This window comes from Variovorax sp. KBW07, from assembly GCF_003852515.1.
Taxonomy (GTDB): domain Bacteria; phylum Pseudomonadota; class Gammaproteobacteria; order Burkholderiales; family Burkholderiaceae_C; genus Variovorax.
Map to the genome: position 1 here is coordinate 34,503 of NZ_QAJK01000145.1, position 23,235 is coordinate 57,737.

14 protein-coding genes are annotated in these 23,235 nt (G+C 68.8%); 5 read left to right on the forward strand and 9 right to left on the reverse strand.

All coding sequences use genetic code 11. The features are described from left to right. Positions 1-15: 15 nt before the first annotated feature. From DBV14_RS26760 to DBV14_RS26780, 5 genes are all read right to left on the reverse strand, one after another. Entirely contained in the window at positions 16-11,670 is an 11,655-nt protein-coding gene (locus tag DBV14_RS26760) for a filamentous hemagglutinin family protein (RefSeq protein WP_124463862.1), read from the reverse strand. 145 nt (positions 11,671-11,815) lie between these two features. Continuing rightward, positions 11,816-12,787, reverse strand: a complete 972-nt coding sequence (locus DBV14_RS26765; protein WP_124463864.1) for a FecR family protein — start codon at positions 12,785-12,787, stop codon at positions 11,816-11,818. A gap of 55 nt (positions 12,788-12,842) precedes the next feature. Next, positions 12,843-13,367 carry an RNA polymerase sigma factor gene (locus DBV14_RS26770; protein WP_124463865.1) on the reverse strand — a complete coding sequence of 175 codons (525 nt, stop codon included), beginning with the start codon at positions 13,365-13,367 and terminating at the stop codon, positions 12,843-12,845. A gap of 52 nt (positions 13,368-13,419) precedes the next feature. Beyond that, positions 13,420-14,118, reverse strand: a complete 699-nt coding sequence (locus tag DBV14_RS26775) for an STN domain-containing protein (protein ID WP_124463867.1) — start codon at positions 14,116-14,118, stop codon at positions 13,420-13,422. 201 nt (positions 14,119-14,319) lie between these two features. Beyond that, entirely contained in the window at positions 14,320-15,708 is a 1,389-nt protein-coding gene (locus DBV14_RS26780; protein ID WP_124463869.1) for a PLP-dependent aminotransferase family protein, read from the reverse strand. A gap of 216 nt (positions 15,709-15,924) precedes the next feature. Between DBV14_RS26780 and cyoA the strand changes: the two genes are divergently transcribed. The 5 genes from cyoA to DBV14_RS26805 are packed head-to-tail and all read left to right on the forward strand — an operon-like array spanning position 15,925 to position 20,492. After that, entirely contained in the window at positions 15,925-16,881 is a 957-nt protein-coding gene (gene cyoA / locus DBV14_RS26785) for a ubiquinol oxidase subunit II (protein ID WP_260397244.1), read from the forward strand. A 5-nt stretch (positions 16,882-16,886) separates the two neighbouring features. Further along, complete coding sequence (gene cyoB, locus DBV14_RS26790) at positions 16,887-18,872, forward strand: cytochrome o ubiquinol oxidase subunit I (protein WP_124463871.1); 1,986 nt, start codon at positions 16,887-16,889, stop codon at positions 18,870-18,872. Beyond that, positions 18,869-19,528 (forward strand): cytochrome o ubiquinol oxidase subunit III, encoded by a 660-nt coding sequence (gene cyoC, locus DBV14_RS26795; protein ID WP_124463873.1) that lies wholly within the window; start codon positions 18,869-18,871, stop codon positions 19,526-19,528. The genes cyoB and cyoC overlap by 4 nt, the downstream gene beginning before the upstream one ends. Then, entirely contained in the window at positions 19,525-19,890 is a 366-nt protein-coding gene (gene cyoD, locus DBV14_RS26800) for a cytochrome o ubiquinol oxidase subunit IV (RefSeq protein WP_124463874.1), read from the forward strand. Before cyoC ends, cyoD begins: the two co-directional genes overlap by 4 nt. A 2-nt stretch (positions 19,891-19,892) precedes the next feature. Continuing rightward, positions 19,893-20,492 (forward strand): amino acid synthesis family protein, encoded by a 600-nt coding sequence (locus tag DBV14_RS26805; protein WP_260397243.1) that lies wholly within the window; start codon positions 19,893-19,895, stop codon positions 20,490-20,492. Between the two features lie 39 nt (positions 20,493-20,531). Here the strand turns inward: DBV14_RS26805 and DBV14_RS26810 are convergent, their stop codons facing one another. The 4 genes from DBV14_RS26810 to DBV14_RS26825 form a co-directional block, all read right to left on the reverse strand. Beyond that, on the reverse strand, positions 20,532-21,920 hold the full coding sequence (locus tag DBV14_RS26810) for an FAD-dependent oxidoreductase (RefSeq protein ID WP_124463876.1): 1,389 nt from the start codon (positions 21,918-21,920) through the stop codon (positions 20,532-20,534). 17 nt (positions 21,921-21,937) lie between these two features. Then, positions 21,938-22,414 (reverse strand): GNAT family N-acetyltransferase, encoded by a 477-nt coding sequence (locus tag DBV14_RS26815; protein WP_124463878.1) that lies wholly within the window; start codon positions 22,412-22,414, stop codon positions 21,938-21,940. Next, a complete protein-coding gene (locus DBV14_RS26820) occupies positions 22,411-22,977 on the reverse strand; it encodes a phosphonate degradation HD-domain oxygenase (protein WP_124463880.1) in 567 nt (188 codons plus the stop codon). Before DBV14_RS26820 ends, DBV14_RS26815 begins: the two co-directional genes overlap by 4 nt. A gap of 6 nt (positions 22,978-22,983) precedes the next feature. Then, a partial coding sequence (locus DBV14_RS26825) for an aldehyde dehydrogenase family protein (protein WP_124463882.1) occupies positions 22,984-23,235 on the reverse strand: 252 nt, incomplete at its 5' end.

Genomic DNA, 23,235 nt, shown 5'->3' on the forward strand with positions numbered 1-23,235 from the left:
CTCACGGTTTTCGCCTCACGGTTTCCAGTTGCGGCGTTCGGCCGGGGTCAGCAGCGCCTGCTGCCCCGGCGTCAGCACGCCGTCGCCCAGCACCTGGATCGCACTGCGCGGGTCCACGCGCGGCGAAGCGTCCGGGCGGTTTGACGACTGCTCGTCGCCATGCGCACCGGCCTCGTTGCCGAAGCCCAGCACCCGCACCGTGAAGACCGATGGCAGCGCCTGCCGCGCGGCGGCACGCTCGCGCTTCACCACCTCCTGCGCCGCCGTGGCCGCCTGCGAAGCGGCGGCGCTGGCATCGGTGAGCGCGCCGATGTTCACGGGCGCCGTCGTGGCGAGCCCCGTGGTCTTGCCCTGCACCTGGATGTTGTCGGCATTGACCACGCGCAGCGCGGCGATGTTGACGTCGCCCAGCACCCGAATGCCCGCATCGCCCGCGTTCACCTCGCCCTTGAAGGCCAGCAGGTCGAGGCGGCTCTTCTTGCGTTCCCGCGTGCCGGTGAAGGCATCGAGCACGCCGATGCCTGCGCCGGTGGACAGGCCGAAGCTGTCCACCGTGACCACGCCGTCGCGGTCCATGATGTAGACCAGCGGCACGTTCATCACCGAGGTCTTGGCGCCCGCGCCGGCCGTGATGTCGCCGCCCGACGTCCACATCAGGATGTCGCCGCCGCCCAGCGTGAAGACGCGCGAGATGCCCAGGTCGATGTTGCGGTCGGCCACGATCTGCACATCGCCGCCGCGGCGCGTGATGACACCGCCATTCCTTGCATCGCCAGGCTCGGTCACCGAATCGCCGATGGTGACCGCGCCATACGGCGCCAGCAGCGTGATGCTGCTGCCCGATTGCGTCTCGACCAGCCTGGAATTGAGCGCAACACGCCCGCCGGCGGAACCATCGCCCGCACGCGGCGCGCCACCCGCGGGAAACAACCGGCCCATGGCGTCATAGCCGCGCGTGTACTGCTGGAAGCGCTTGCTGCCGGGGTCGTTGTAGTCGATGCCCGTGGCACGCAACTCGTCGATCAGCACCTGCTGCAGGAACGCGTTGCGCGTGGGTGCGGGCAACGCCGCGAGCAGCGCCAGCCGGTTGGAGGGCGTCACGCCGTCGATGCCCTGGCGCGCGAGGAACTCGTCGAGTTCGCGCTCGTACGTATGCACCACCTTGCCGGCATTGGCCGCGTTGGACAGGCCGACCGACGGGTCCGCCAGGTTGGCCGGGTCCAGGTAGCGCCTTGCAAAGCCGTCGTAGTCGACGCCCTGCGCCGTGCCGGCAATGACGTGGATGTCGGCGCTGCGGTCCGGCAGCGCGAGATTGATGGCGCCGGGCGCCCCGCCTCGCTCCGCCATGTTGCCGCGCGCCTGGATGCTGCCGTTGCCCTTCAGCTCCATCTCGAAATCGCGGCCGGCCTCCAGCCAGAGCTCGCCTTCGCCGAGGATGGAGATGCGGGGGTTCAGCAGATCGCGGCCCGCGACCAGCCGCGAAACCTGGCGCGGGTTGTTGTTCTGCGCCACCACCGCCGAGCGAAGAATGTCCCGGCCGGCATACACGTCGACCGGCTTGGGCGAGACCAGGCTCCAGCCGTCGGCAAGATTCAGGGTATTGCCGATGGAGCCCGACAGCGCGACCAGCCGCACCGGCGCGGTGTCCGCGGCATGCAGCGGCGTGAAGCCCCGGTAGAAGTTGTTGCCCATCACGGCAAGCGCATCGGTCTCGATGGGTTCGACGCCGTAGCTGTAGATGCCGGCCGTCGTCATGGGTGCCGACATGCCGCGCACATAGGGTGCGGCAATGTCGAGCAGCCTGATCGACTGCGAGATGTCGGCGCCATAGTTGACCGACAGGTTCCGGTTGGCGAGCAGCTCCAGCGTGCCCGTGGGCGAGGCCGCGAGCGTCAAGCCGAAATCGCGCTGCACCACGAAAGGCTGCACGGTCGTGTCGCCCGTTGCGGCAACAAGGCGCAGTGCACCCGGCGCGATGCGCGAACCGGCCAGCACCGAGAGCGGCGCATGCGGGAAAAAGCTGGGCAACTCCATGAGCACCCGCCACTCGGCCTTGCCCGTGCGGCTGACTTCGGCCGAGGCCCAGGCGTTGTCCAGGTAGCGCAGGTTGCCGCCCAGCGAAACGGCATTCAGCGCGGTGCGCGGCGTGTTGCTGTAGAAGGCCGAGCCTCGCGCTTCGGCGTTGCTGTTGCCGGAGCAATTGCCGACCAGGTTCTCGCAGACCTGGCCCTGCATCGCCGGATCGAACGCGGCTTCGATGGCCAGGTGCCCACCGGCCGTGACGCGCGCCTGTGCGTCCATCAGCCCGAACAGCGGGTTCAATGAACGCAGTTCCGGCGCCTCCCACTGCCCGCGCCGCACGGCGGTGATGTCGCCGCCGGCGCCGACATTGCCGGCCGCCGCCACGTCGGCACGGCCACGCCCCAGCACGAACACGCCGCCCTGCACGTCGCCCGCGGCGCGAAGGTCGAGATTGCCGCCGCCGCGGATCACGATGTCGCCGTCCCCCGCATGGCCGCCCACCGGCGTGGTCATGTGGCCGGTGGTCGGGATGGCCACCGCCAGGTCCTTGATGTTGCGGCCCGCGTTGACGGCCACGTTGCCGCCGCCCAGCGCACCGACGCCCGACTCGAAGTTGCGGAACACGACCGACCAGCTCGTCTGGTCGATCACCTGCGAAGCCTCGGGCACGCCGCTCCACGAGGCCGCGCCGTGGCGGTACAGCCAGGCCGAAGTCGTCTGCCTGACGAGCGGCGCGGCAATGTCGCGCCCCGCGCTCAGGACGATGTCGCCGCCCAGCGTCGGGAACTCGCCGATCACGCGGTCGCCCGGTGAGAGTTTGCTGGTGCTGTACAGCGAACCGTCGAAGCCCGCGGCGGTGGCCGCCCTGGCGCCGGCGGTGTAGATCACGGCGGCGTTGTCGGCCAGCAGCAGGTCGCGGCCAGCGTTGATGCGCAGGTCACCGGTGCCGGTGCGAACCATCTGGCCGGCGGCCAGGCGAATGTCGCGCCCGCTGTCCATCTCGAAGCTGAAGGAGCGCCCGCTGTCGAGCACGGCATCGCGCGCGGCACTCGCAAAGCCGTCGCTCAGCGTCGCGTCGATGCGCAGGTCTCCCGCCGCCACCAAACCGAGGTAGCCGGCGCCCTGGAGCCCGCCAAGATCGATGTTGGAACTGACCGTCAGGTCGCCGGCGCTGCGCACGCGCATGCCGGCGCCCACGTCCCAGCCGGCCACGGGCGTGGCGCCTGCCAGCCAGGCCGATGCATCGCCCAGCAGGCGGCTTGCCATGGCGGCGTCGATCTCGGTGGCGCTGTAGTCCTGCATGCCGACCAGCGTTTGCTCGCGTGCACCCTGCACCGTGGCGTGGGTGTCGGCCGCCACGGCATTGCCGTTTCGGGCCGCACGCACCATCACGCGACCGCCGCCTTCGCGTCCGCCCGACACGTCGACCAGCGCGCCGCCGGCCATCGACACGCGGCCACCATCGGCCACCAGTTCGACCGAGCCGCTGGCGGCTTGCGCCGTCGCGGCTCGCGCCTCGATGCGTGCCGTGCCGTCCAGCTGCACGCCGTTGCCGCCGATCAGCCGCACACGGCCGCCGTCGGGCGTGTCGCGGTCTTCGTTGCCACCGGCGGCGATGGTGCCGCCGATGCGCACCTGGCCCGCGTCCGCGCGCAAGGTCAGCTGGTTCGCATCGATGCGCTCGCCCGTCGCCAGCACGATGTCCTGCCCGCGCAGGCGCAGCTCGCGCGCCTTGTTGAAGGCGCCAACATTCAGGGCGGTGTTGAGCGCGGAAAAATCGGTGGTGAGCGCGTCGAGCGTGAAGCGGCCCCTGCCGTACCCGGCGTTGGCGTTGCCGAGCAGCCGGCCCGCCAGCGTGGCATGGCCTCCGGCCTTGACCTGCAAGCCGCCGGCAGCACCGCCACGCGCACTGCCCGACACATCGAGCACCGCGCTCGGAGCAACTTCGACATCACCGGTCGCGCTCAGCGACAACTCGCCGCCCGGCGCAAATTTGGCGACGTCGCGGAAATCGATCGCGCGGCCCGAAACGTCGAGCACCGCTTGCGCACCCAGCGCCAGGTTTCCGCCTTCCGCGCGAATGTCGAGCCGGCCTGCGTTCATCGCGATGCGGGTGTCGATGAGTGCCTGGCCGCCCGACAGCATCAGCTTGCCGCCCAGCGTTCCCGCGGGCAGGGCCTCATGGCCCGGCGACACGCTGCCCGAGCGCAATGCCAGGCGGCCCGTGGCGCGCAAGGCATGGTCCGAGGTCATGCGGACTTCGCCGGTCAATGCATCGATGTCGCTCCCGGCGGCCACGCGGCCGGTGGACAGGTCCACGTCGCCGTTCACGGTGAACGCGCCCTGCCCGCGCAGATGCACGTCGCCCGCGCGGCCGGTCAGCGCGGCGTAGCCAGCCAGGCTGGAGATGCCAGGGCCGAAGACCAGCCTGTCGACGTCGAGCGCAAAGACGCCGCCACCGCCACCGCCAACCACCGGCGGCGTGGCCACGCCATCGCCGCTGTTCTTCAGGGTCAGCTCGCGCACGGCGAGATGCGCATCGTCGCCCTGGCCCTGCAGCAGCGCGGTGTCGAGCGTCAGCGCCGACAACGTCGCGTTGCCGCCGCCATCGCGCGAACCCAGCACGAAATTTCCGTAGAAGTTGATCGACTCATGTCCGCGCAGCACGAGGTTGGTCGAGCTTGCCAGCCGCTGCACGGTGGACACGCCGAGCGTGGTGCCGCTGGTGCCCTTCGGCACCGCGCCCAGGTTGATGCGCACGGCAGCGAGGTCGAGCGACGCAGTGTCGAGCAAGGCGCTGTCTGCCAGCACCAGGTCCTTCGTGACGTCGAAGCTCAGCGAGCCCGGCGTGCGCATGACGACGTTTTCGCCGATCAGGAGCGAGCCCGTCGCGCCGCTGGCGCCCTTGCGGGAAATGTCGACGCTCGCGCCCGGCGACAAGCGAAGGAATGCGCCGTCGCCGGCCAGTGCCAACGGAATCGCGCTGCCCTTGCCGGCCGCATCGTTGGTCACCAGCATCGCGCCGTCGCCGATGGTCAGTGCCCCGGTGGCTGTCAGCAGCAACTCGGCGCCGGTGTAGCGCGTGCCGCCGACCACCAGCACGTCGCTGGCCGTGGTGGTGACGGCGAGCTTCGTGTCGGCCGGCTTTGCGTCGTTGCTGGAAGTGCGCGGACGCATGCCGCCCAGCAAGATGCTGCCGGCGCCCAGTGCGCCCAGCTTGCCCGCATCGACCTGCAGGTAGCCGGCGGGCACGGGCACCGATGCGCCATCGCTGGTCAGCGCGATCTTCGGCGAGGAGATGTCCAGCAACCCGCGCTGGCGGCCCGCGCCGGCATCGAAGCGAACGGTGCCGTCGAGGTTCAGTGCCTGGGTCGCGGCCATCACGACCGAGCCCGCATCCGCCGCCGTGCGCACCGGCACCCTGGCGGACGCGGCCATTTCTTCCACGTTGCGGTTGAACGACGTGGTGGCGATCTCGCTGTATTGCTGCCACGTCTTGCCGTCCATCAGCAGGAAGCTGCCGTAGGCCGCATCGCGCACCGGTGTGTTCGCCACGGCCCGATAGCCGCTGACGACCATGGCGCCGTCGGCGCGTGCGGTGGCGGCCACGGGCGAGGCCGTGCCGCCAGCACCGCTCATGGGCTTCACCAGCATGCCGCCGTCCAGCGCCGCATAGGCCGCCGGCAACAGCGTGTAGTAGCCCGCCTTGAGCCCCGGCGCGGCCTCCAGCCACACGGAATCGCCGACCTTCAGGCGCGGGTCGTACTGGCCTTCGTTCTGCCCCAGCGGCGCGGGTGCGTTGCCCAGGCTCGGCAGGACGGCGAAATAGCCGGCAGCCTTTGCCAGCAGGTTCTGCGAACCGCGATTGCCGCCGGTGAACCGCAGGCCGAGCAGGTCGCCGCCGCCCGACACGTCGACCACCGCGCCCTGGGCCAGGTCCACCGTGGGGCCGCTGAGCGTGACCGACTTGGTGGCGGTCTGCCCCGCTGCCCGGTAGGGCATGAACGCCGATTGAGCCGTCACGCCGTCGGCAAATCCATACAGCGCGGTCGCGCCTTCGAGCGACACCGAGGTCAGGCTGCCGGGCCGCAGGCGCAGGCTTTCGCTCGCCTCCAGCCGGATCTGCCCCTGCGGTGCGCGCAGCACGCCGGCCTGCTCGATCACCGGGGCGCGCAAGGTCAGGCGCTCGCCGAAGGCCAGCGGCACCGGCGAGGCGGCGCCGTTGGACACGACCTCGATGGCGGCGCCGGAACGAACCAGGAAGCCGGGGTCGCTGTCCGAGCGGTCGAACTGGACGCCCTGGCCCGACATCGCATACACCTGCGCCGCGCTGAACGACAGTGCACCGCCCGACATGATGCCGCCCGTGGTGCTGGTCCCGGGCAGGGGCACCTCGCCGCCGATCGACAGGCCGGATACCAGCCGGATATCGCCGGACGAAATGAACGCGGTGCGTCCGAACCCGCCGCTGCCATGTGGCAGCGCATCGGTGGGATCGCAACTGCTGCAGCCAAGCTGCAGATAGCCGCCGAGGTCGATCAGGTCGGCGCGCACCGTCAGGCTGCCGTTCAGGTCTGTTGCAAACGGCCGGATCTCGACGACGCCATCGGTGCCGCCGTTCCATGCCACATAGGCCGCGGCAATTTCCACATTGCCGCCGGCCGCCGTCGAACGCTGCAGTTGCGGCGTGGTCAGCGTGATCGAGCGGCGCGCCTTCAGCGACACATCGCCGTCGAACACGATGCCCGCATCGACCGGGCCCCGGCTGGTGCCCGGCGTGGCAAGCGCCAATTCGTCCAGGCCCGAGCGGTTGATGCTGTCGGCCACGATCGTGAGCCCCGGGGCGGAAAAATCGCTGCCCTTGCCTACCTCCGCAATGCCTGCGCCGGACTGGCGCAGCAGCAGGCCGTCCAGCGCGGAGGTGCTCACGGCAAGCCTGCCGCCCCGTCCGCTGCTGCCGCCCGGTGCCAGGCGCAGGTCGCCCGCGATCAACCCCGCCTGTGCAAAGACTTCGATGGCACCGGCATCGCCATCGGCCTCGCGCGCAACGTAGGGCCGCGTGCCCCGGTCGCCGAGAAGGCGGTTGCCCGTGCCGTGGAAGAGGTCCACCACCCCATGGCTGCCCGACACGTCGAGCACGGCGCCCCGGCCGACCATCAGCCAGGGCGATAGCGCGGTCGATCCGATTTCGATCGTTCCGCCCGCCACCAGCGAACGCCGCTCGTCGCCGTTCACCATGACCGACTTCTGGTAGCCCGGCGCCAGCAGTTGCGCATGCTCGCCGATGCGCACGCGCGGCGGTGTCTCGGCATCTTCGGCAATGCCGTAGGGCGCGATGCGGATCGCTCCGCCGGGCGTCGAGACGGTGCCGCCTGCGAACACGTCCGTCAACGAATCGAGCAGCACGCGCGAGCCCGCCTCCATGCGAATGACGCTGCCTTCATCGAGCGACAGCTTGCCGGGGTTGGTGGCCACCGTGTTCCAGTGGATGTTGTTTCGGCTCGCACCCGTCATGTGCAGCGGCCGGCTCGCGCCGTCTTCCGCGAATTCGGCGGGCGCGGTCGACAGGATCAATTCCATCGGACTGCGCTGGCCTTCGGGCAAGGCGGAGGAGTTCACCAGCGCGACACCCGAATTGGGCTGCGTTGCCAGGCTGGCCAGGCGCGCGCCGCTTGCAATATTGGCCGGGGCGGACAGCACCAGCTTGTCGGTGGTCGGCGCGACCACCGTGCCCGACGTGACCGACAGGCCCCACGCACCGCTCAGGCCGTAGCTGGAAAAACCGCCTTGCGTGAAGAAGGCCGAGCCGATCACCCGGGGTGCCACCACCTCCACGGATTGCTGCAGCGTGGTTCCCGCCGGCAGCCGGGTGCCCCTGGGCAACGCGAGTGCCGTGGCAAGAACGCCGGCCGGCTGCACCAGGCGCGCCGTACCGCCGGTCGGAACGCCGTCCGGAAAGACATTCGATGGGGCCACGAATCCGGCCGGCAGCGCCAGCTCCGAGTAGACGATCTGCGTGCCCCGCGCGATGGTGGTGCCGGGCTCGTAGTAGTTGTACACCTCGTCGTACAGGTACACGCCCTCGGGCACCACCCAGTCGGCCTGCGTCACCACCGTGCGCTTGGAGAAGTCGGCCTCGGCGGGCTGCGCGAGCCTTGCATCCGGCGGCAGCATCCACTGGCCCCCGGCATCCTTGGTGCCGTTGTAGAACAGGTCGGACAGCAGGCGCGTGCCGGCCACGACGCGCGTGTCCGTGGCAAGCCGCAGTTCGCGCGGCGCCTTGACGCCGGCATCCAGCACGCTGCCGGCCTCCGCGGGCAGGTCGGACACCAGCACCTCGTAGGGCGTGTTGACCGTGAGCCGCCCGCCCTTGCCCAGCGCATGGCCGGCCAGCGTGCCGTTCATTTCCAGCCGGCCTTCCGGCGGCTGGCTGACGTTGGGCACGGCATTCATGAACGGCGTGCCGTTGTCGAGCAGGATGGCGCCGCCGTTGCCCACCGTGAGCGTCTTGCCGTCCACGCCCAGGCGCCCGCCACCGCCGACGTCGATCAGCGAGCCCTTGTCCAGCAGGATGTTGTGGCCCACCAGTTCCACCGTTCCGCCGTTGAGCACCGGTGGCTGCGGCAGCTTGCCGGCGCGCACATCGGCGAAGTCGTTGCTCCAGCGCCCCGCGGTGTCGATCACGCCGGTGGCGCCCAGGTGGAAGGTGGGGCGCATCGGCTGGGGAATGTCGTCCCAGTTGTTGTCGGTGCCGGCGGCTCCCAGCAACGGGGCCACCAGGTTCTCGATGTGCACCGATCCGCCCGGCGCGCGGATGGTGCCGTCGATGCGGCTCTGGCGGCCGGTGAAAGCCAGCGACCCGTAGTCGCCAAGGTTCATGGTGACGCCCTGGCCCACCGTGAGGACGCCGGCGGGCCCGGTCGGAAACGAGACCTGCTGCTTGCCGTCCGCATCGAAGGAGACCCTGGGGTCGCTGGTGCGCCCGCTCGACAGCCTGACGGTGCCGAAGGTGTGGCCGTCGAAGAACGAGGCCGGCAGCACGTGCTCGTGCGCCACGATGCCATCGACCAGCGATGCGGCGCCCTTCGCGTAGTCGAACAGCGCGCTGTCGAACTGGAAGCCGTCGCCCAGCAGCGGCGCGCGGTCGGCAATGGTGATGTTGCCCCCGAACGGATCGGCCACCGGGTCGGTCAGCCCGCGCCGGGTGTGAAACCACAATTGCGCGGCGGCGGGCCGTTCGCGCCAGGCGCGCGTGACGTCGGTCACGCCGGCACCCTTGGGCGCATCGACCTGTTGCCGGCCGCGAACGACATCGGCGCGCACCTCACCCTCGAACAGCCGCACCATGTCGGGGTAGTGCTGCCGGGTGCCTCCGCCGTTGTCCGCCCGGTTCGAGAGCTCGATGACGAGGGAGCCCGCGGCCCGGCCCTCGTCGTAGCCGACCTCGAAATGCGGCTGCGAGCCGAACATCGGCGATGCATAGGTGGTCGACACACCCCAGCGCCGGTGCGACGACACGAACTGGCCGGCCAGCGTGTAGGGCACATAGGCACTGGCCTGCTCGATGCCGATGCGCTGCCCGCCCGGACCGATCAGTTGCGTGCTCCGCGTGAAGCCGTCGAGGTAGCGCACGCTGCCGCCCGAGAGATCGATGACGGAGCCCTGCCGGGCGATGATTTCCGCGGCGCTCATCGAGATCGTGCCGCCAGTGGTCATGAACTCGTTCACGTCGCGCTGGATCAGCCCGAGGTAGCCCGACAGGTCGGCAATGCCGCTGCCATCGACCAGCTTGCCCGCCCGACGTGGATCGAAGAAGACCTTGCTGCCGCGCAGGCTGCTGTCGCGCAGCACGGGGTTGTCGCGCAGCTCGTTCGCGCGCAGTTCGCCCTGCAGCGCATTGCGTTCCATTGGCAGCTCGACGCCGGCCAGGCCGGCGACGTCCACCACGGCGCCACGGCCCATGTAGATGCGCGAGGTATTCGACTGCGTGAAATCCGCAAAGGGCCAGCCGGTCGGCTCCGTCGTGAACTTGACGGAGCCTCCGGGCGCATACACCCGGGCAGCGTCTTTCAGCAGGATCTGGTAGCCGTAGACCTCCAAGTCGGACGGCTTGTACGGGTTGCCCGTCACCTTCTGGCCGCTGTCGTCGGGCAGGATCGCGCTCAGGCTGCCGCTGCCGAAATGCACGTCGCCCACCATCAGGCCGGTGGTCCACGCCGTGCGGTAGCCGGCCACGCTGCCCAGCGCCCCGCTGTAGGCACTGAGGATGATCGATCCCTGCGCCTCGGCGCCATGCGTGACGGCAAGCACGCCGTCCTGCGCGATGTTGGCGCCGCGCAAGGTGACGTTGCCGCGCGTGGCCTGGAGCAGCCCGCTGTTCGTGACCTGGCCGCCGCGGTCCACCGTGATCGCATAGCCGCGGATGGGTGTGTCGGAAAGGTCGCCGCGCTCGTAGCGCGTGGTGCCCGCCGACAGCGACATGGCCCGGCCCGCCGCCATCAGCACCTGGCCGTCGGGCGCGGACACCGTGCCTTCATTGACCACGTTGTGGCCCACCAGCAGCGCCTGCCCGTACCTGCCCGTCGAAATCTGCGCGCCGGCCTCGACCGTGACGCCATCGCCCTTCGCATACACCTCGCCCCGCTTCGCGCGGTCGGTGATCTCGTTGAGGTTGGTGCCGTCGCTGAAGGTCAGCGGGTAGTTGCCGCCCGAGCCGGCCATGCCCGGCAACGGCGGACGCGACAGCAGGCCGTCGCTGAACACCTTGTCGCGCGCGGCCGTCTTTGCCTTCGCCCATTGCGTGGCGCTCATGCCGGCGGGTTGCCCGTCCTCGATGTCGGCGCCGCCGTAGAAATCGAGCGCCGACGCCACCAGGCTGCGCGTGTTCACCTGGCTGCTGCCACTGAACACGATGCCGTTGCGGTTGACCAGCATCACCGTGCCGTCGGCCTTGATCTGCCCGCGAATCTGGCTCGGGCGCGCCTGCGGATCGTTCACGCGGTTCAGCACCGCCCAGTCGGGCTGCTGCTGGAACTGCACCACGGTGTTCTTGCCGACGTTGAAGGTCTCCCAGTTGAGGATGGCCTTGTCGGCCGTCTGCCGGATCGCCACGTGGGCCTTGCCTTCCGCGCCGGTCTGCACCGGCGCATTGGCGTTCGTCCAGCCTGCCGTGAGGCTGTTGGTGTCCACCTTGAGGCCGCCTTCGGCCAGGCCGTCGGGCACGCCGGCGTTGCCATTGAGCGCCGCCTGGCGCGCGGCGGACTGCGCAGCCTGCTGGGCCGCCACCGCCTGCGCGGCCGAGGCCAGATTGCCGATGGAACGCTGCACCTGTGCGTTGATGCGCTGCTGGTCCGGCGAAGGGTTGAGGCTCGACGCCGCCTGCCCGTTCAGCAGCCGCCCGGTCATGGCCGCGGCATTCTGGTTCGCGCCCTTGCTGGCGAACCAGGCCGCGCCCAACGCCTGCTGGGCCTGCGCGGCCTGCATCGAGCCGCCGGCCGCCAGCATCAGCATGAGCGCATGCGCCAGCGGCTTCAGGCGCGCGCGAAGCGGCACTTCGCGCTCGGCCTGTGTGCGATGGCCCTGCCCTTCTGGCGGGTGGCTCGCGGCAAGGGTTGCTTTTTTCTCTGGGCCTGGGCGGTCAACGGACATGGAAGATTTCTTTCACGGATGGCGGTGCACGGTTCACGCAACGGTGGCGGGGATCGCTCCCCGGCCTCCTGCTCGTGACGTGTTCTCGCAACCGGAAACTGCCATCTTCGGCCCGCTTTTTTTATGACATCGCTGTCACACGGCCTCAGCTCAGCAGCACCATCCCGCCTGGCAGCCTGCGCACGTGCGCACCGAAGGCTTCCTCGATCCTGTCGATTGCCTGGTCCAGGTGCGCGATGCGGAACTTGCCGCTCACCCTGCGCTCGCCGAGCTGCGCGTTCAGCAGCACCACGCGGCCCGGCCGGTAGCGATTGATCTCGGCAACGGCTTCGGCCAGCAACGTGTCGCGGAACACCAGTGCACCGCTGCGCCAGGCCGACGCGGCATGCGCCGTCGTCCGCGGCGCGACCGCGTGGGCGTCGTAGGTCAGTTGCTCGCCCGCCGCCAGCGCGAACGTGCCCGACGGATGGCGCAGTTGCGCGCCGCCGCTCACGCAGGTGACGCACACGCTCGCGGGCAGGAGGCGCACCTCCACTTCGCCCCGCTCCATTCGCACGCGGCCGTTGCGCCCGACGATGTCGATCGCGCGTTCCGTGCCGTCGCTGGAGAGGGCCAGCTCTCCCGAGCGCAGCGCGATCTCGCGCCGCTCGCCCGTCGCATCGACGCTCAGGCTGGACTGCGTGTTCAGCACGACCTGAATGCCGCCCCGCAGATCGATGCGGCGCTGCTCGCCGACGGCGGTGCGGTAGTCCGCGCCAAGCTCCGACAACGAAGGCCACAGGCCCAGCGGTGGATACACCAGCGCCGTGGCCGCCGCGGCACCGGCGGCCGTCAGTGCGCCGCCGAGGAACGCGCGGCGCGCGGGGCTCCTGCGCCCGGCAGGCGCAACGGCGTCGCGCGGATGCGCCGCGCGAAACAGGCGCCCCGTTTCGCCCAGTTCATGCCAGGCGCTCCTGGCGCGTTCGAAGGCCTGCGCGTGCGCCGCATCCGCCGCGCACCACTGCCGCAGGCTTTGCGCGTCGCGCGTGGTGGCCCGCCCGGACTGCAGCCACAGCACCCAGGCGTCGGCCTGTTGCTGGACGGAGGAAGCCCCTGAAGGTGGAATGATGTCGGCCACGTCTACTGCTCCATCCAGACAAGACGTGTGCACGTCGAAAAAACTGCCATCGGATTCATTCGCGCCTCATGCGTTGCAGGCAGAAGGCATAGCCTTTTTCCAGTTCGCGATCGACCGTGCGCAGGGAGATGCGGTAGCGCTCGGCCAGCTTCTCGCGCGACGTGCCGTCCAGCCGCACGGCCAGCAATATCTCGCGCTGGCGGCGCGGCAGTGCCTCCAGGTCTTCGAGCATCAGCGCCAGGTCTTGCCGGCCCTGCGCGATCTGCTGCGGCCCCGGCGCGGGATCGCTCATTTCAAGCAGGTCGTCGATTTCGCCGGTGGTCAACCGACGCTCCGCGGTGCGCATGTCGTCGACGGCAATGTGGAATGCCATGCGGTAGAGGTAGGCCACCGGATGGGCGACCGAAGTGATTGCGCTTTCCGCCGCGCTCGCGTCCTCGCTCTGGAGGCGAAGGTAGGCATCGTGCAGCGCGTCGCTGGCCTGGTCGGCATTGCCCAGGCGGTAGCTCAGGCGCTTCTTGAGTTCGTCGTAGTGCGCGACGAGCGACTCGCGCAGCGAGGACAGCTTGCTTGCCGGCATGCTTCAGCGGCGCAAGGAAAGAAGTGCCCGCGAGCGCGGCGCAGTGCACGGCCTAGCCAATGCAGTCTCCGGCACGCGGCATGACCAGCAGCGTGAGCGGTTGCCTGACCTGCAACTGCGGTGCGAGCGCCGGCAGCGACATCCCGCGCAAGAGCGACGCCATGCGCGCATCGCGCTCGGCCGATCCGCTGCCGTCCAGCAGATGCACCTGCCTGACCGCGCCCGAGGCGTCGATCCACAGGCTCAGTGCCACGCGGTAGTTGCCGGGCGCCGTCAGCGAGTCGGTGCAGAAGGCCTTGCGCACGCCGGCCTGCACCAGCCCGTAGTAGGCCTCGCGGGATTCGGGTGTGCCAAGTGCATCGGATGCATCGGGTGCATCGGACGAATGCACCGTGGCTTCTTCGGGCTTCGACGTTGCCCGCATCAGGGTGAAGGTGTTGTTGTCCGCGGCGTAGCGCAGCGCCAACCCGCTGGCCGAGAGCATCTGCCGCAACGCCGCCTGAGGCGTCATCGGGCCCGAGACCTCGACCGACACCAGCCCCCGGGTGATGGCGCTGTCGTACAGGCCCGACTGGCCGGTGGCCGTCATGAACTGCTCCAGCGCGGCCTGCAATGGCTGCGACGGCAGCGCGAACGACATGGGTTCGGCCTGCGAAGACGGAAGTCGCGAAGGTGGCGGAGATGGCGCAGATGGCGCGACCTGCGCGGCGGCGCCCGCCAGCGTCATGCATTCGACAAGCGCGAACGCCATGATCGATGCCATTCTTCCCGCCATAGCGACCATTCCACAGAGATCGTCCCGCCTGCGGCGCAACGCTTGCCGTGCGGGTCAGGACGAAAAAAAGCGCATTCTGCGTAGGATTTATGACAGTTCTGGTGCTGGCCGGCGAAGCGCACCACGGCACCACGGCACCACGGCGTCATCGTCCGTCCGCCCGCCCGTCCGCCTGGATCAGATCACCAGCCGCCGCCCGGCCCCCGGCTCGCGCTCGAGCAATGCCTTCAGGCGGCTCAGCGCGTCCGCCAGCAACGCACGCCCGCGCACCGCCCCCAGCGAGAGCCGCACCGCGTTCGGCGGTGACGGCTCGGCCCCCGGCGCGAACGCGACCGACGGCGTGACCGACAGCCCTTCGGCCAGCGCGGCGCGCGCCAGTTCGGGCGCCGTCCAACGGGCGGGCAGCGCATGCCAGATGTGGATGCCGCGGCCCGACTCGCGCAGCGGCATGCCCAGGATGCCGCTTGCAAGGTCGTGGCGGCCCCAGCTCTCCGCGCGCACGCGGTCGAGCAGATGCCGCGCCGAGCCGTCGTGCACCCATTGCGTCGCCAGCGCGGTGGGCAACGGCGACGCCATGAGCGCGAACGAGCGCAAGGCGTTCAGGAAGCTCGCCTCGTCCTGCCCGGCCGGCATGAGCACATAGGCGGTTCGCAGCCCCGGCGTGATGCACTTGGAGAGCGTCGATATGTAGTAGGTCGACGCGGGCGCCCAGCAGGCGACGGGCTCGGGCGCCTGCTCTTCGAACAGCCAGTAGGGGTCGTCCTCGATGATCCGCAGCCCCTTGCGCTGCGCCACCTTCGCCAACGCCTTGCGGCGCGTGGCGGACATGGTGCGGGCCACGGGGTTCTGGATGGTCGGGTTCAGGTAGAGCACGGTCGCGCCCCGCGCATCGCATGCCTGCTCCAGCGCGCCGGGCCGCATGCCGTCTTCGTCGGTAGCCACCGCCACCACGCGGCGGCTCAGGCTCTCGGCTACGGAGATCAACCCCGGGTACACCAGCGGCTCGGCAAGGATGGTGTCGCCGGGCCGCGTCAGCGCAAGCACCAGCGCGGCCAATGCCGACTGGGCGCCGGGGCACACCGCGATGCGCGACACATCCAGCGGCCCGAACATGGGCTCGAGCCACCGGCAGCCCGCCATGCGATCGGCGCGGCTGCCACCGCCCGCGTGGTAGGTCATGAGCAGGTCGGCGTTGTTGCGCGCAAGCACTTCGGCCAGCCCTTTCCGCAGGAACGAGGACAGCTCCACGCCCTCGGGTGCCGGCGGCATGTTCATGCTCAGGTCGATGCGCTGCGCGAAGTCCACCGCCGGCGCGGACACGAAGGTGCCGCTCGGCCCGCGCGATTCCAGCAGGCCCCGCTCCTTGGCCTCGGCGTAGGCGCGGGTCACGGTGGTGAGGTCCACGCCCAGCAGTTCGGCCACGCGGCGCTGCGGCGGCAGCCGGTCGCCGGGCTGCAGCTGCCCTTCGGCGATGGACCGCTCGATCAGCGAAAGGATGCGCAGGTAGCGCGAGCCCTTGCCCGCGCCGAAGACCTCGACCCATGTACGTTCGACCGGAATGTTCATGTATGGATTATGTATGAGTCACTTTGCCTAATTCTTTCCAACTTCATAGGCAAATAGTATCCAGACATATCCGCCACATAAACCCATACATAGGGTGTTTCTTGTATGCCTCCAAATGACAGCCCCGCACCGGTGCGGGGCCACAGATCCGCCGTGCGCCAATCCGCCGGGCGTGCCACCCGCGCCGGCCGCGCCGCCCGCTGGAGCAGCCTCGGGCTGCTCGTGCTTCTCTCGGGCTGCGGCATGACGCTGTTCGATCCCAAGGGCGACATCGGGGTGCAGGAGAAGACCCTCATCGTCGTGTCGCTGGGGATCATGCTGGCCGTGGTCGTTCCAGTCATCGTGCTCACGCTGTGGTTTGCCTGGCGCTACCGCGAGACCAACACGCAAGCCGTGTACGCGCCCAAGTGGGCGCATTCGACGCGCATCGAGGTCGTGGTGTGGGGCGTGCCGTGCGTCATCGTCGCGTTTCTCGCGGTGCTCATCTGGCGCACCACCCACTCGCTCGACCCCTACAAGCCACTGGTGTCAGAGGTTGCGCCCCTGCGCGTGGAAGTGGTGGCCATGAACTGGAAGTGGCTCTTCATCTACCCGGACTATGGCGTGGCCAGCGTCAACCAGCTTGCCGTGCCCGTCGACACGCCCATCGCTTTCAAACTCACCGCGCATTCGCTGATGAATTCCTTCTTCATTCCCCAGCTGGGCAGCCAGATCTACGCCATGCCCGGCATGCAGACACAGCTGCACCTGATCGCCAACCACGCCGGCGCCTACGACGGCATGTCCGCCGCCTACAGCGGCCACGGTTTCTCGGGCATGAACTTCAAGGCGTCCGCCATGTCGCGCGGCGACTTCGACGGCTGGGTCGCGCAGGCAAGAAAGTCGAGCGAAACACTCTCCATGGACACCTACCGCAAGCTGGAAGTGCCCAGCGTCAAGACCCCGCCGGCCACCTACGCGCAGGTAGAGAACGGCCTGTTCAGCGCCATCCTCAACCAGTACATGAGCATGAGCGTGGAAGACATGGCCGCCAATGACATCTGCGGCCCCTCGACGCCGGAGTTCCCGCTGCGCCTGCAGGCCGCGCGGCCCACGATGCCGAGCACGCCGCTGAGCACCACGCTGCCCCAGGCCGCGGTCTCGACCACGACCTCGATGCAGGGCGGAGAGTAAAGCCCATGTCGCTCCTCGGAAAACTCGACCTCTCGGCGGTCCCCCTGCACGAGCCCATCATCATGGGCACGCTGCTCGTGGTGGTGCTGCTCGGCGCGGCGCTGCTCGGCGCCATTACCTACTACGGCAAGTGGCGCTACCTCTGGACCGAATGGATCACCTCGGTGGACCACAAGCGCATCGGCGTGATGTACATCCTGCTCGCGCTGGTGATGCTGCTGCGCGGCTTTGCCGACGCACTCATGATGCGCGTGCAGCAATCGATGGCCAGCGGCGGCGCCGAAGGCTACCTGCCGCCCCACCACTACGACCAGATCTTCACGGCGCACGGCGTGATCATGATCTTCTTCGTGGCCACGCCGCTGATCGTCGGGCTGATGAACGTCATCGTGCCGCTGCAGATCGGCGCGCGCGACGTCGCCTACCCCTTCGTCAACTCGCTGAGCCTGTGGCTCGGCGTGGCCGGCGCGGCGCTGGTGATGATGTCGATGTTCGTCGGCGACTTCGCCGCCACCGGCTGGGTGGCCTACCCGCCGCTCTCGGGCATCGGCTACAGCCCGACCGTGGGGGTCGACTACTACATATGGTCGCTGCAGGTCTCGGGGCTGGGAACCACGCTCACGGGCATCAACTTCATCGTGACCATCTGGCGCATGCGCGCACCCGGCATGACGCTGATGAAGATGCCGGTGTTCACCTGGACCGCGCTGATCACCAACATCCTGATCGTGGCCATCTTCCCCGTGCTCACCGCCACGCTGGCGCTGCTGACCATGGACCGCTACCTGGGCATGCACTTCTTCACGAACGACCTTGGCGGCAACGCCATGATGTACATCAACCTGATCTGGATCTGGGGCCACCCCGAGGTGTACGTGCTGATTCTTCCGTGCTTCGGCGCGTTCTCCGAGATCATCGCCACGTTCTCGCGCAAGCCGCTGTTCGGCTACACCTCGATGGTGTACGCCACCTCGTCCATCGGCGTGCTGTCGTTCTTCGTGTGGCTGCACCACTTCTTCACGATGGGCTCGGGCGCCAACGTGAACGCGTTCTTCGGGATCATGACCACCATCATCTCGATCCCGACCGGGGTGAAGCTGTTCAACTGGCTGTTCACCATGTACCGCGGCCGCATCCGCTTCCACTCGTCCACGCTGTGGACCATCGGCTTCATGGTGACCTTCGCCATCGGCGGCATGACCGGCGTGCTGCTGGCCATTCCGGGCGCCGACTTCGTGCTGCACAACAGCCTGTTCCTGGTGGCGCACTTCCACAACGTGATCATCGGCGGCGTGCTGTTCGGCTGCCTGGCGGGCATCAGCTTCTGGTTCCCGAAGGTGTTCGGCTTCACGCTGAACGAGTTCTGGGGCAAGGTGTCTTTCTGGTGCTGGCTGGTCGGTTTCTACCTGGCCTTCATGCCGCTGTACGTGCTGGGCTTCATGGGCATGACGCGCCGCATGAACAGCTACGTGGTCGAAGGCTGGCAGCCCTGGCTCATCGTGGCGCTGTGCGGCGCGGTGGTCATCGGCATGGGCATCCTGGCGACCTTCATCCAGTTCTACGTGAGCGTGCGCGACCGCAAGTCGAACCGCGACCTCACGGGCGACCCGTGGGACGGGCGAAGCCTCGAATGGGCCACGGCCTCCCCTGCCCCGTTCTACAACTTCGCGCTGGTGCCGCGCATCGACTCGCTCGAGCCGCACTGGGACGCCAAGGAAGCCGGCACCGCATACAAGCAACCGGCCCGCTATGAAGACATCCACATGCCGCGCAACACCGGCGCCGGCGTGATCGTCTCGGCCTTCGCGCTGCTGCTGTGCTTCGCGCTGGTGTGGCACATGTGGGTGGTTGCTGCGGCCGCGCTGGCCGGCGTGATCGCGGCCTTCGTCTCGCGCACCTACGACAACGACGTGGACTACATCGTGCCGGCATCAGAGGTCGAAGGCATCGAGCGCGAACGCTTCGCGCAACTGAAGGGAGCGACGGCATGAGCACGCTGCACATTGCAGGCCGCCACGCCGTGCGCGCGGTCGACGAACACGGCAAGGCCCACGGCGAAGATCATGGCCACGGCCACGGCCACGGCCACGGCGCCGAGGCCCAGACCACGATGGGGTTCTGGATCTACCTCATGAGCGACTGCCTGATCTTCGCGGTGCTGTTCGCCACCTTCGGCGTGCTCGCGGGGGCCACGGCCAACGGCCCCTCGGGGCGCAGCCTGTTCGAGCTGGAGTTCGTGCTGGGCGAAACCATGCTGCTGCTGCTGAGCAGTTTCACCTTCGGCCTGGCCACGCTGTCGCTGCAGGCCGACCGGGTGCGGCGCGGCACGGCGTGGCTGGTCGTTACCTTCCTTCTGGGCGCGGCCTTCATCGGCATGGAGGTGGTCGAGTTCGCGGAGCTGATCCATCGCGGCGCGGTGCCGCAGTCCAGCGCCTACCTCTCGGCCTACTTCACGCTGGTCGGCACGCACGGCCTGCACGTGGCCTTCGGCCTGCTGTGGCTGGCCGTGATGCTGCACCAGATCCACCACTTCGGGCTCACCCCCGTGACGCGCCGCCGCCTGGCCTGCCTGAGCCTGTTCTGGCACTTCCTGGACCTGGTGTGGATCTGCGTCTTTACCTTCGTCTACCTGCGAGAGTTCACATGAGCGCTTCCCACGCCGCCACCACCAACACCGCGCACGGCTCCCTGAAGAGCTATACCGCCGGCTTCGTTCTTTCCATCGTGCTCACGCTGGCATCGTTCGGCGCGGTGATGCTCGACGTGCTGCCGCGCCAGATGCGCCTGCCCGTGATCGTCATGCTGTGCGTCGCGCAGCTGATCGTGCAGCTGGCCTGTTTCCTGCACATCGGCACGTCGAGCGACCAGCGCTCCAACACCGGCATCTTCATCTGCACGGCGCTGCTGATCGTCATCGTCATTGCCGGATCGCTCTGGGTCATGCACAACGCCAACGAGAACATGATGCCGATGCAGATGTCGCCATCGGATGCGCGCGCCAGGGAATGACGATGCAACCCGGAACCCCCATGCCGCCCGCCATCGACATCCGCAAGCGCAGCCTCAACATCGAGATGATCTTTCACGAGGGCGGGCCGCGCGTCAGCCGCCCCATCCTCGTGGCCTCGGCCTGCGCGGTCATCCGAAACCCCTATGCCGGCCGCTTCGAGGCCGACCTGCTCGGGTTCATGGAAGCGCTCAAGCCCGTCGGCGCGAGCCTTGCCGAAGAGCTGGTGCGTTCACTCGGCAAGGACCAGGTCGAAGCCTACGGAAAGGCCGCCATCGTCGGCGTGAATGGCGAGATGGAGCATGGCGCCGTGTGGCACGAAGCCGGAGGCTGGGCCATGCGGGAGGCGCTCGGCGACCCCAAGGCCATCGTTCCTTCGGTGAAGGCCGTGGCCTGCGCGGGCTACCGGCTGATGGTGCCGCTGCACCACATCCGCGCAGCCTATGTGCGCAGCCATTTCTCTTCCGCAGAGATCGGCATCCAGGACGCGCCGCGCCCCGACGAGATCCTGTTTGCGCTGGTCATGTCGAACGGGGGCCGCATCCATCCGAGGGTGGGCGGACTCGCGGCGCACGAGATCGCGGGCCACGACGGGCAGCGCTAGCTTGCGGCGCGCACGGCCCGGTGCCGGGCGCAGAAAGGCTCAGGCCTTGTCGGCCTTGCCCGCGGCGTTGGCCAGCTTGCCGAGCATGCGGTCCACCAGCCACGGCTGGCGGTTCTGGTCTTCGGCCAGCTCCTTGCGGCGGATGGCATTGCGCACCACGATCGAGCCCACGTAGCGGATGGGCTCCGGCGGAAAGTGGCCGAGCGGCCCGTGCGTCAGCGGGCTGCGCGTCCACGCGTTGTTCTGGTCGAGCACCAGCGACGACAGGATCTGCCCGCCCATGTAGGTCGGCCCCACGCCGTTGCCCGAATAGCCGAAGCCGTAGTAGATGTGAGGCGCGCCGTCGAGCTTGCCGAAGAACGGAAAGCCCGTGACCGAGCGGTCGGACGGCCCGTTCCAGCTGGCCGAGATCGGCGTGCCGCGCAAGGCCGGAAAGAAGGAATGCAGGGCCTGCGTCAGCTCGGTCTCGTAGGGCGAGCGCTCGTCGAACACCTTGGCCATGCGGCCACCCCATGCAAAAGTGTTGCCGCCCTTGCCCAGCATGATGCGGCCGTCCATCGTGCTGCGGTAGTAGTACACGAAGGTGCGCGAGTCGAGCACCGACACGCCATCGGTCAGGCCGATCTGCCGCAGCAGATCGGGGCAGCGCTCGGTGATGACCATGTCGCTCGAGACGATGGCAATGGTCCGCTCGAACTGCGGGAAGGCACTGGCCATCCATGCATTCATCGCGAGCACCAGCTTCTTCGCACGCACGCTGCCGGTGGGCGTGCGCACCACGGCCGGGTGGCCGGTGCTGAAGTCCACCATCGGCGTGCGCTCATGGATGCGGATGCCCATGGCCAGCGCCACGCGCCGCAGCCCGCGCACCAGCTTGCCCGGGTGCACGGTGGCGGCAATGGGCGAGTACACGCCGGCCAGGTTGCGCGCCGAGCCCGACCGCCGCGCCACCTCTTCCGGCGGCAGCGCGTGGTACGAATGAATGCCGCGCGCCTCGAGCGCCTGCATCATCGGATCGAGCGTGCCGATCTGCGCTTGCGACGTGGCGGTGTAGAGCGTGCCGTCCAGCCGCAGTTCGGCGTCGATGCCGTGGGCCTTGCAGAAATCCGCGATGTGCTGCACCGCGGCCTCCGACGCCTTCACGAGGCGCACCGCCTCGTCTTCACCGAACAGGCGGCGCAGCGTCAGGAACTTGGCCGACCACGTGAGCAGGCAACCGCCGTTGCGGCCGCTCGCACCGGCGCCGCAAAGATCGCTTTCGAGAATCACGATGTCGAGCGCCGGCGCCTGCAGCTTGGCCTGGATGGCAGTCCACAAACCCGTGAAGCCGCCCCCGACGATGCAGACATCGGCGCTGTGTTCGCCTTGCAGCGCGGGCGCCAGGTCGCCGTCGTTGAAAAGAGCCTGTTCGATCCAGAAGGGGCGCATGTCGGGCTCTCGGTGTGTCAGGGCTTGCGCCGCATCTCATAGGAAATTTCGGATTCGCGCGCGACGACGAAGCCGAAGCGCTCGTAGAGCGCCTTCGCCGGATTCGCCTTCAGCACGCTGAGCGTGAGGTCGACGCCGGCGCGCGCGGCCTCGCCGATGACTTCGGCCAGCAGGCCGGTGCCGATGCCGCCGCCCTGGTGGCTGGGCGCCAGCTGGATCTGGATGACCACCCACTCGTGCGGGTCGCGCGACACCTTGAGCAGGCCGACCGGCGCGCCGTCGTCCAGCAAAACCTGCGCGCACTCGAAGCGATGCATCAGCCGCGCCATGTGGTGCGCGTCGCTCACTTCGCCGCCTGAAGCGAGCACGTGGCCGTTCATCGTTCGCTGGCGCAGGTCGAGCAGGAAGGGAATGTCTTCCGGCGTGGCCTGGCGGCGCTGCAGTGCGAGCGGTTGCGTGGCGCTCGCCGCATTCACCGCACTCGCCGCGTTCATGGCTGTGCGGTGGCAGTGGGCTTCGCCGCGATCGCCAGGTGCCTCGCGTAGTACGCCAGGTCGGGCGTCTTCGCATCGGCGCACTTGGCGGTATCGTCCCAGCGCCGCAGGCGGACCGCATCCATGGCATACGGCAAGGCCTCGAAAGCGCTGGCCTGCGCCGAGTCGAACACACCGCCCTGCAACTGCAGGCTGCGCTTGGAGTCGGCCGACAGGGCCTCCAGGTAGCCCGGTTCGCGCGCGCACAGGAAACGCTTGGCGTCCACATGCAGCCGGATCGGCTCCAGCGTGGCCGGGCCGAACAGCGCCCGAAGAAACGGCAGGCAGCGGTACTGGTGCAGGTCGTCCAGGCCCTGCTGCGTCGGCGTGCCGCCGAAGTCGTGCAGCAGGTGGCCCAGGTCGTGCAGCAGCGACGCCGCGATCAACGCGCTGCCGGCGCCCTCCTGCTCGGCCAGGTGCGCGGACTGCAGCGCGTGTTCCAGTTGCGTGACGGGCTCGCCGTCGTACTGCGCGTGGCCCTTCGACTCGAAGAGGCCGACGATGTCGGGAATGCTCAGGCTCATGCGTGCTTACCAGGGCAGCGAATAGGTCTTGCAGTTGGTGAAGCTCTTCATCGCTTCGAGCACGCCTTCCTTGTAGCCCAGGCCCGAATCCTTGATGCCGCCGAAGGGTGTCAGCTCCAGCCGGTAGCCCGGCACTTCGCGCACGTTGACGCTGCCCACGTTCAGCTCGCGGATGAAGCGCGTGATGTAGTCCAGCCGGTTGGTGCACACCGCCGACGACAACCCATAGGCCGTGCCGTTGGAAATGCGGATGGCTTC

What these genes read in the sequence shown, in the direction of transcription:
- DBV14_RS26760 (WP_124463862.1), bottom strand. Translation starts at nt 11,670, where the DNA reads ATGTCCGTTGACCGCCCAGGCCCAGAGAAAAAAGCAACCCTTGCCGCG.
- DBV14_RS26770 (WP_124463865.1), bottom strand. Translation starts at nt 13,367, where the DNA reads ATGCCGGCAAGCAAGCTGTCCTCGCTGCGCGAGTCGCTCGTCGCGCAC.
- DBV14_RS26775 (WP_124463867.1), bottom strand. Translation starts at nt 14,118, where the DNA reads ATGGCGTTCGCGCTTGTCGAATGCATGACGCTGGCGGGCGCCGCCGCG.
- DBV14_RS26780 (WP_124463869.1), bottom strand. Translation starts at nt 15,708, where the DNA reads ATGAACATTCCGGTCGAACGTACATGGGTCGAGGTCTTCGGCGCGGGC.
- cyoB (WP_124463871.1), top strand. Translation starts at nt 16,887, where the DNA reads ATGTCGCTCCTCGGAAAACTCGACCTCTCGGCGGTCCCCCTGCACGAG.
- cyoC (WP_124463873.1), top strand. Translation starts at nt 18,869, where the DNA reads ATGAGCACGCTGCACATTGCAGGCCGCCACGCCGTGCGCGCGGTCGAC.
- cyoD (WP_124463874.1), top strand. Translation starts at nt 19,525, where the DNA reads ATGAGCGCTTCCCACGCCGCCACCACCAACACCGCGCACGGCTCCCTG.
- DBV14_RS26805 (WP_260397243.1), top strand. Translation starts at nt 19,893, where the DNA reads ATGCAACCCGGAACCCCCATGCCGCCCGCCATCGACATCCGCAAGCGC.
- DBV14_RS26810 (WP_124463876.1), bottom strand. Translation starts at nt 21,920, where the DNA reads ATGCGCCCCTTCTGGATCGAACAGGCTCTTTTCAACGACGGCGACCTG.
- DBV14_RS26815 (WP_124463878.1), bottom strand. Translation starts at nt 22,414, where the DNA reads ATGAACGCGGCGAGTGCGGTGAATGCGGCGAGCGCCACGCAACCGCTC.
- DBV14_RS26820 (WP_124463880.1), bottom strand. Translation starts at nt 22,977, where the DNA reads ATGAGCCTGAGCATTCCCGACATCGTCGGCCTCTTCGAGTCGAAGGGC.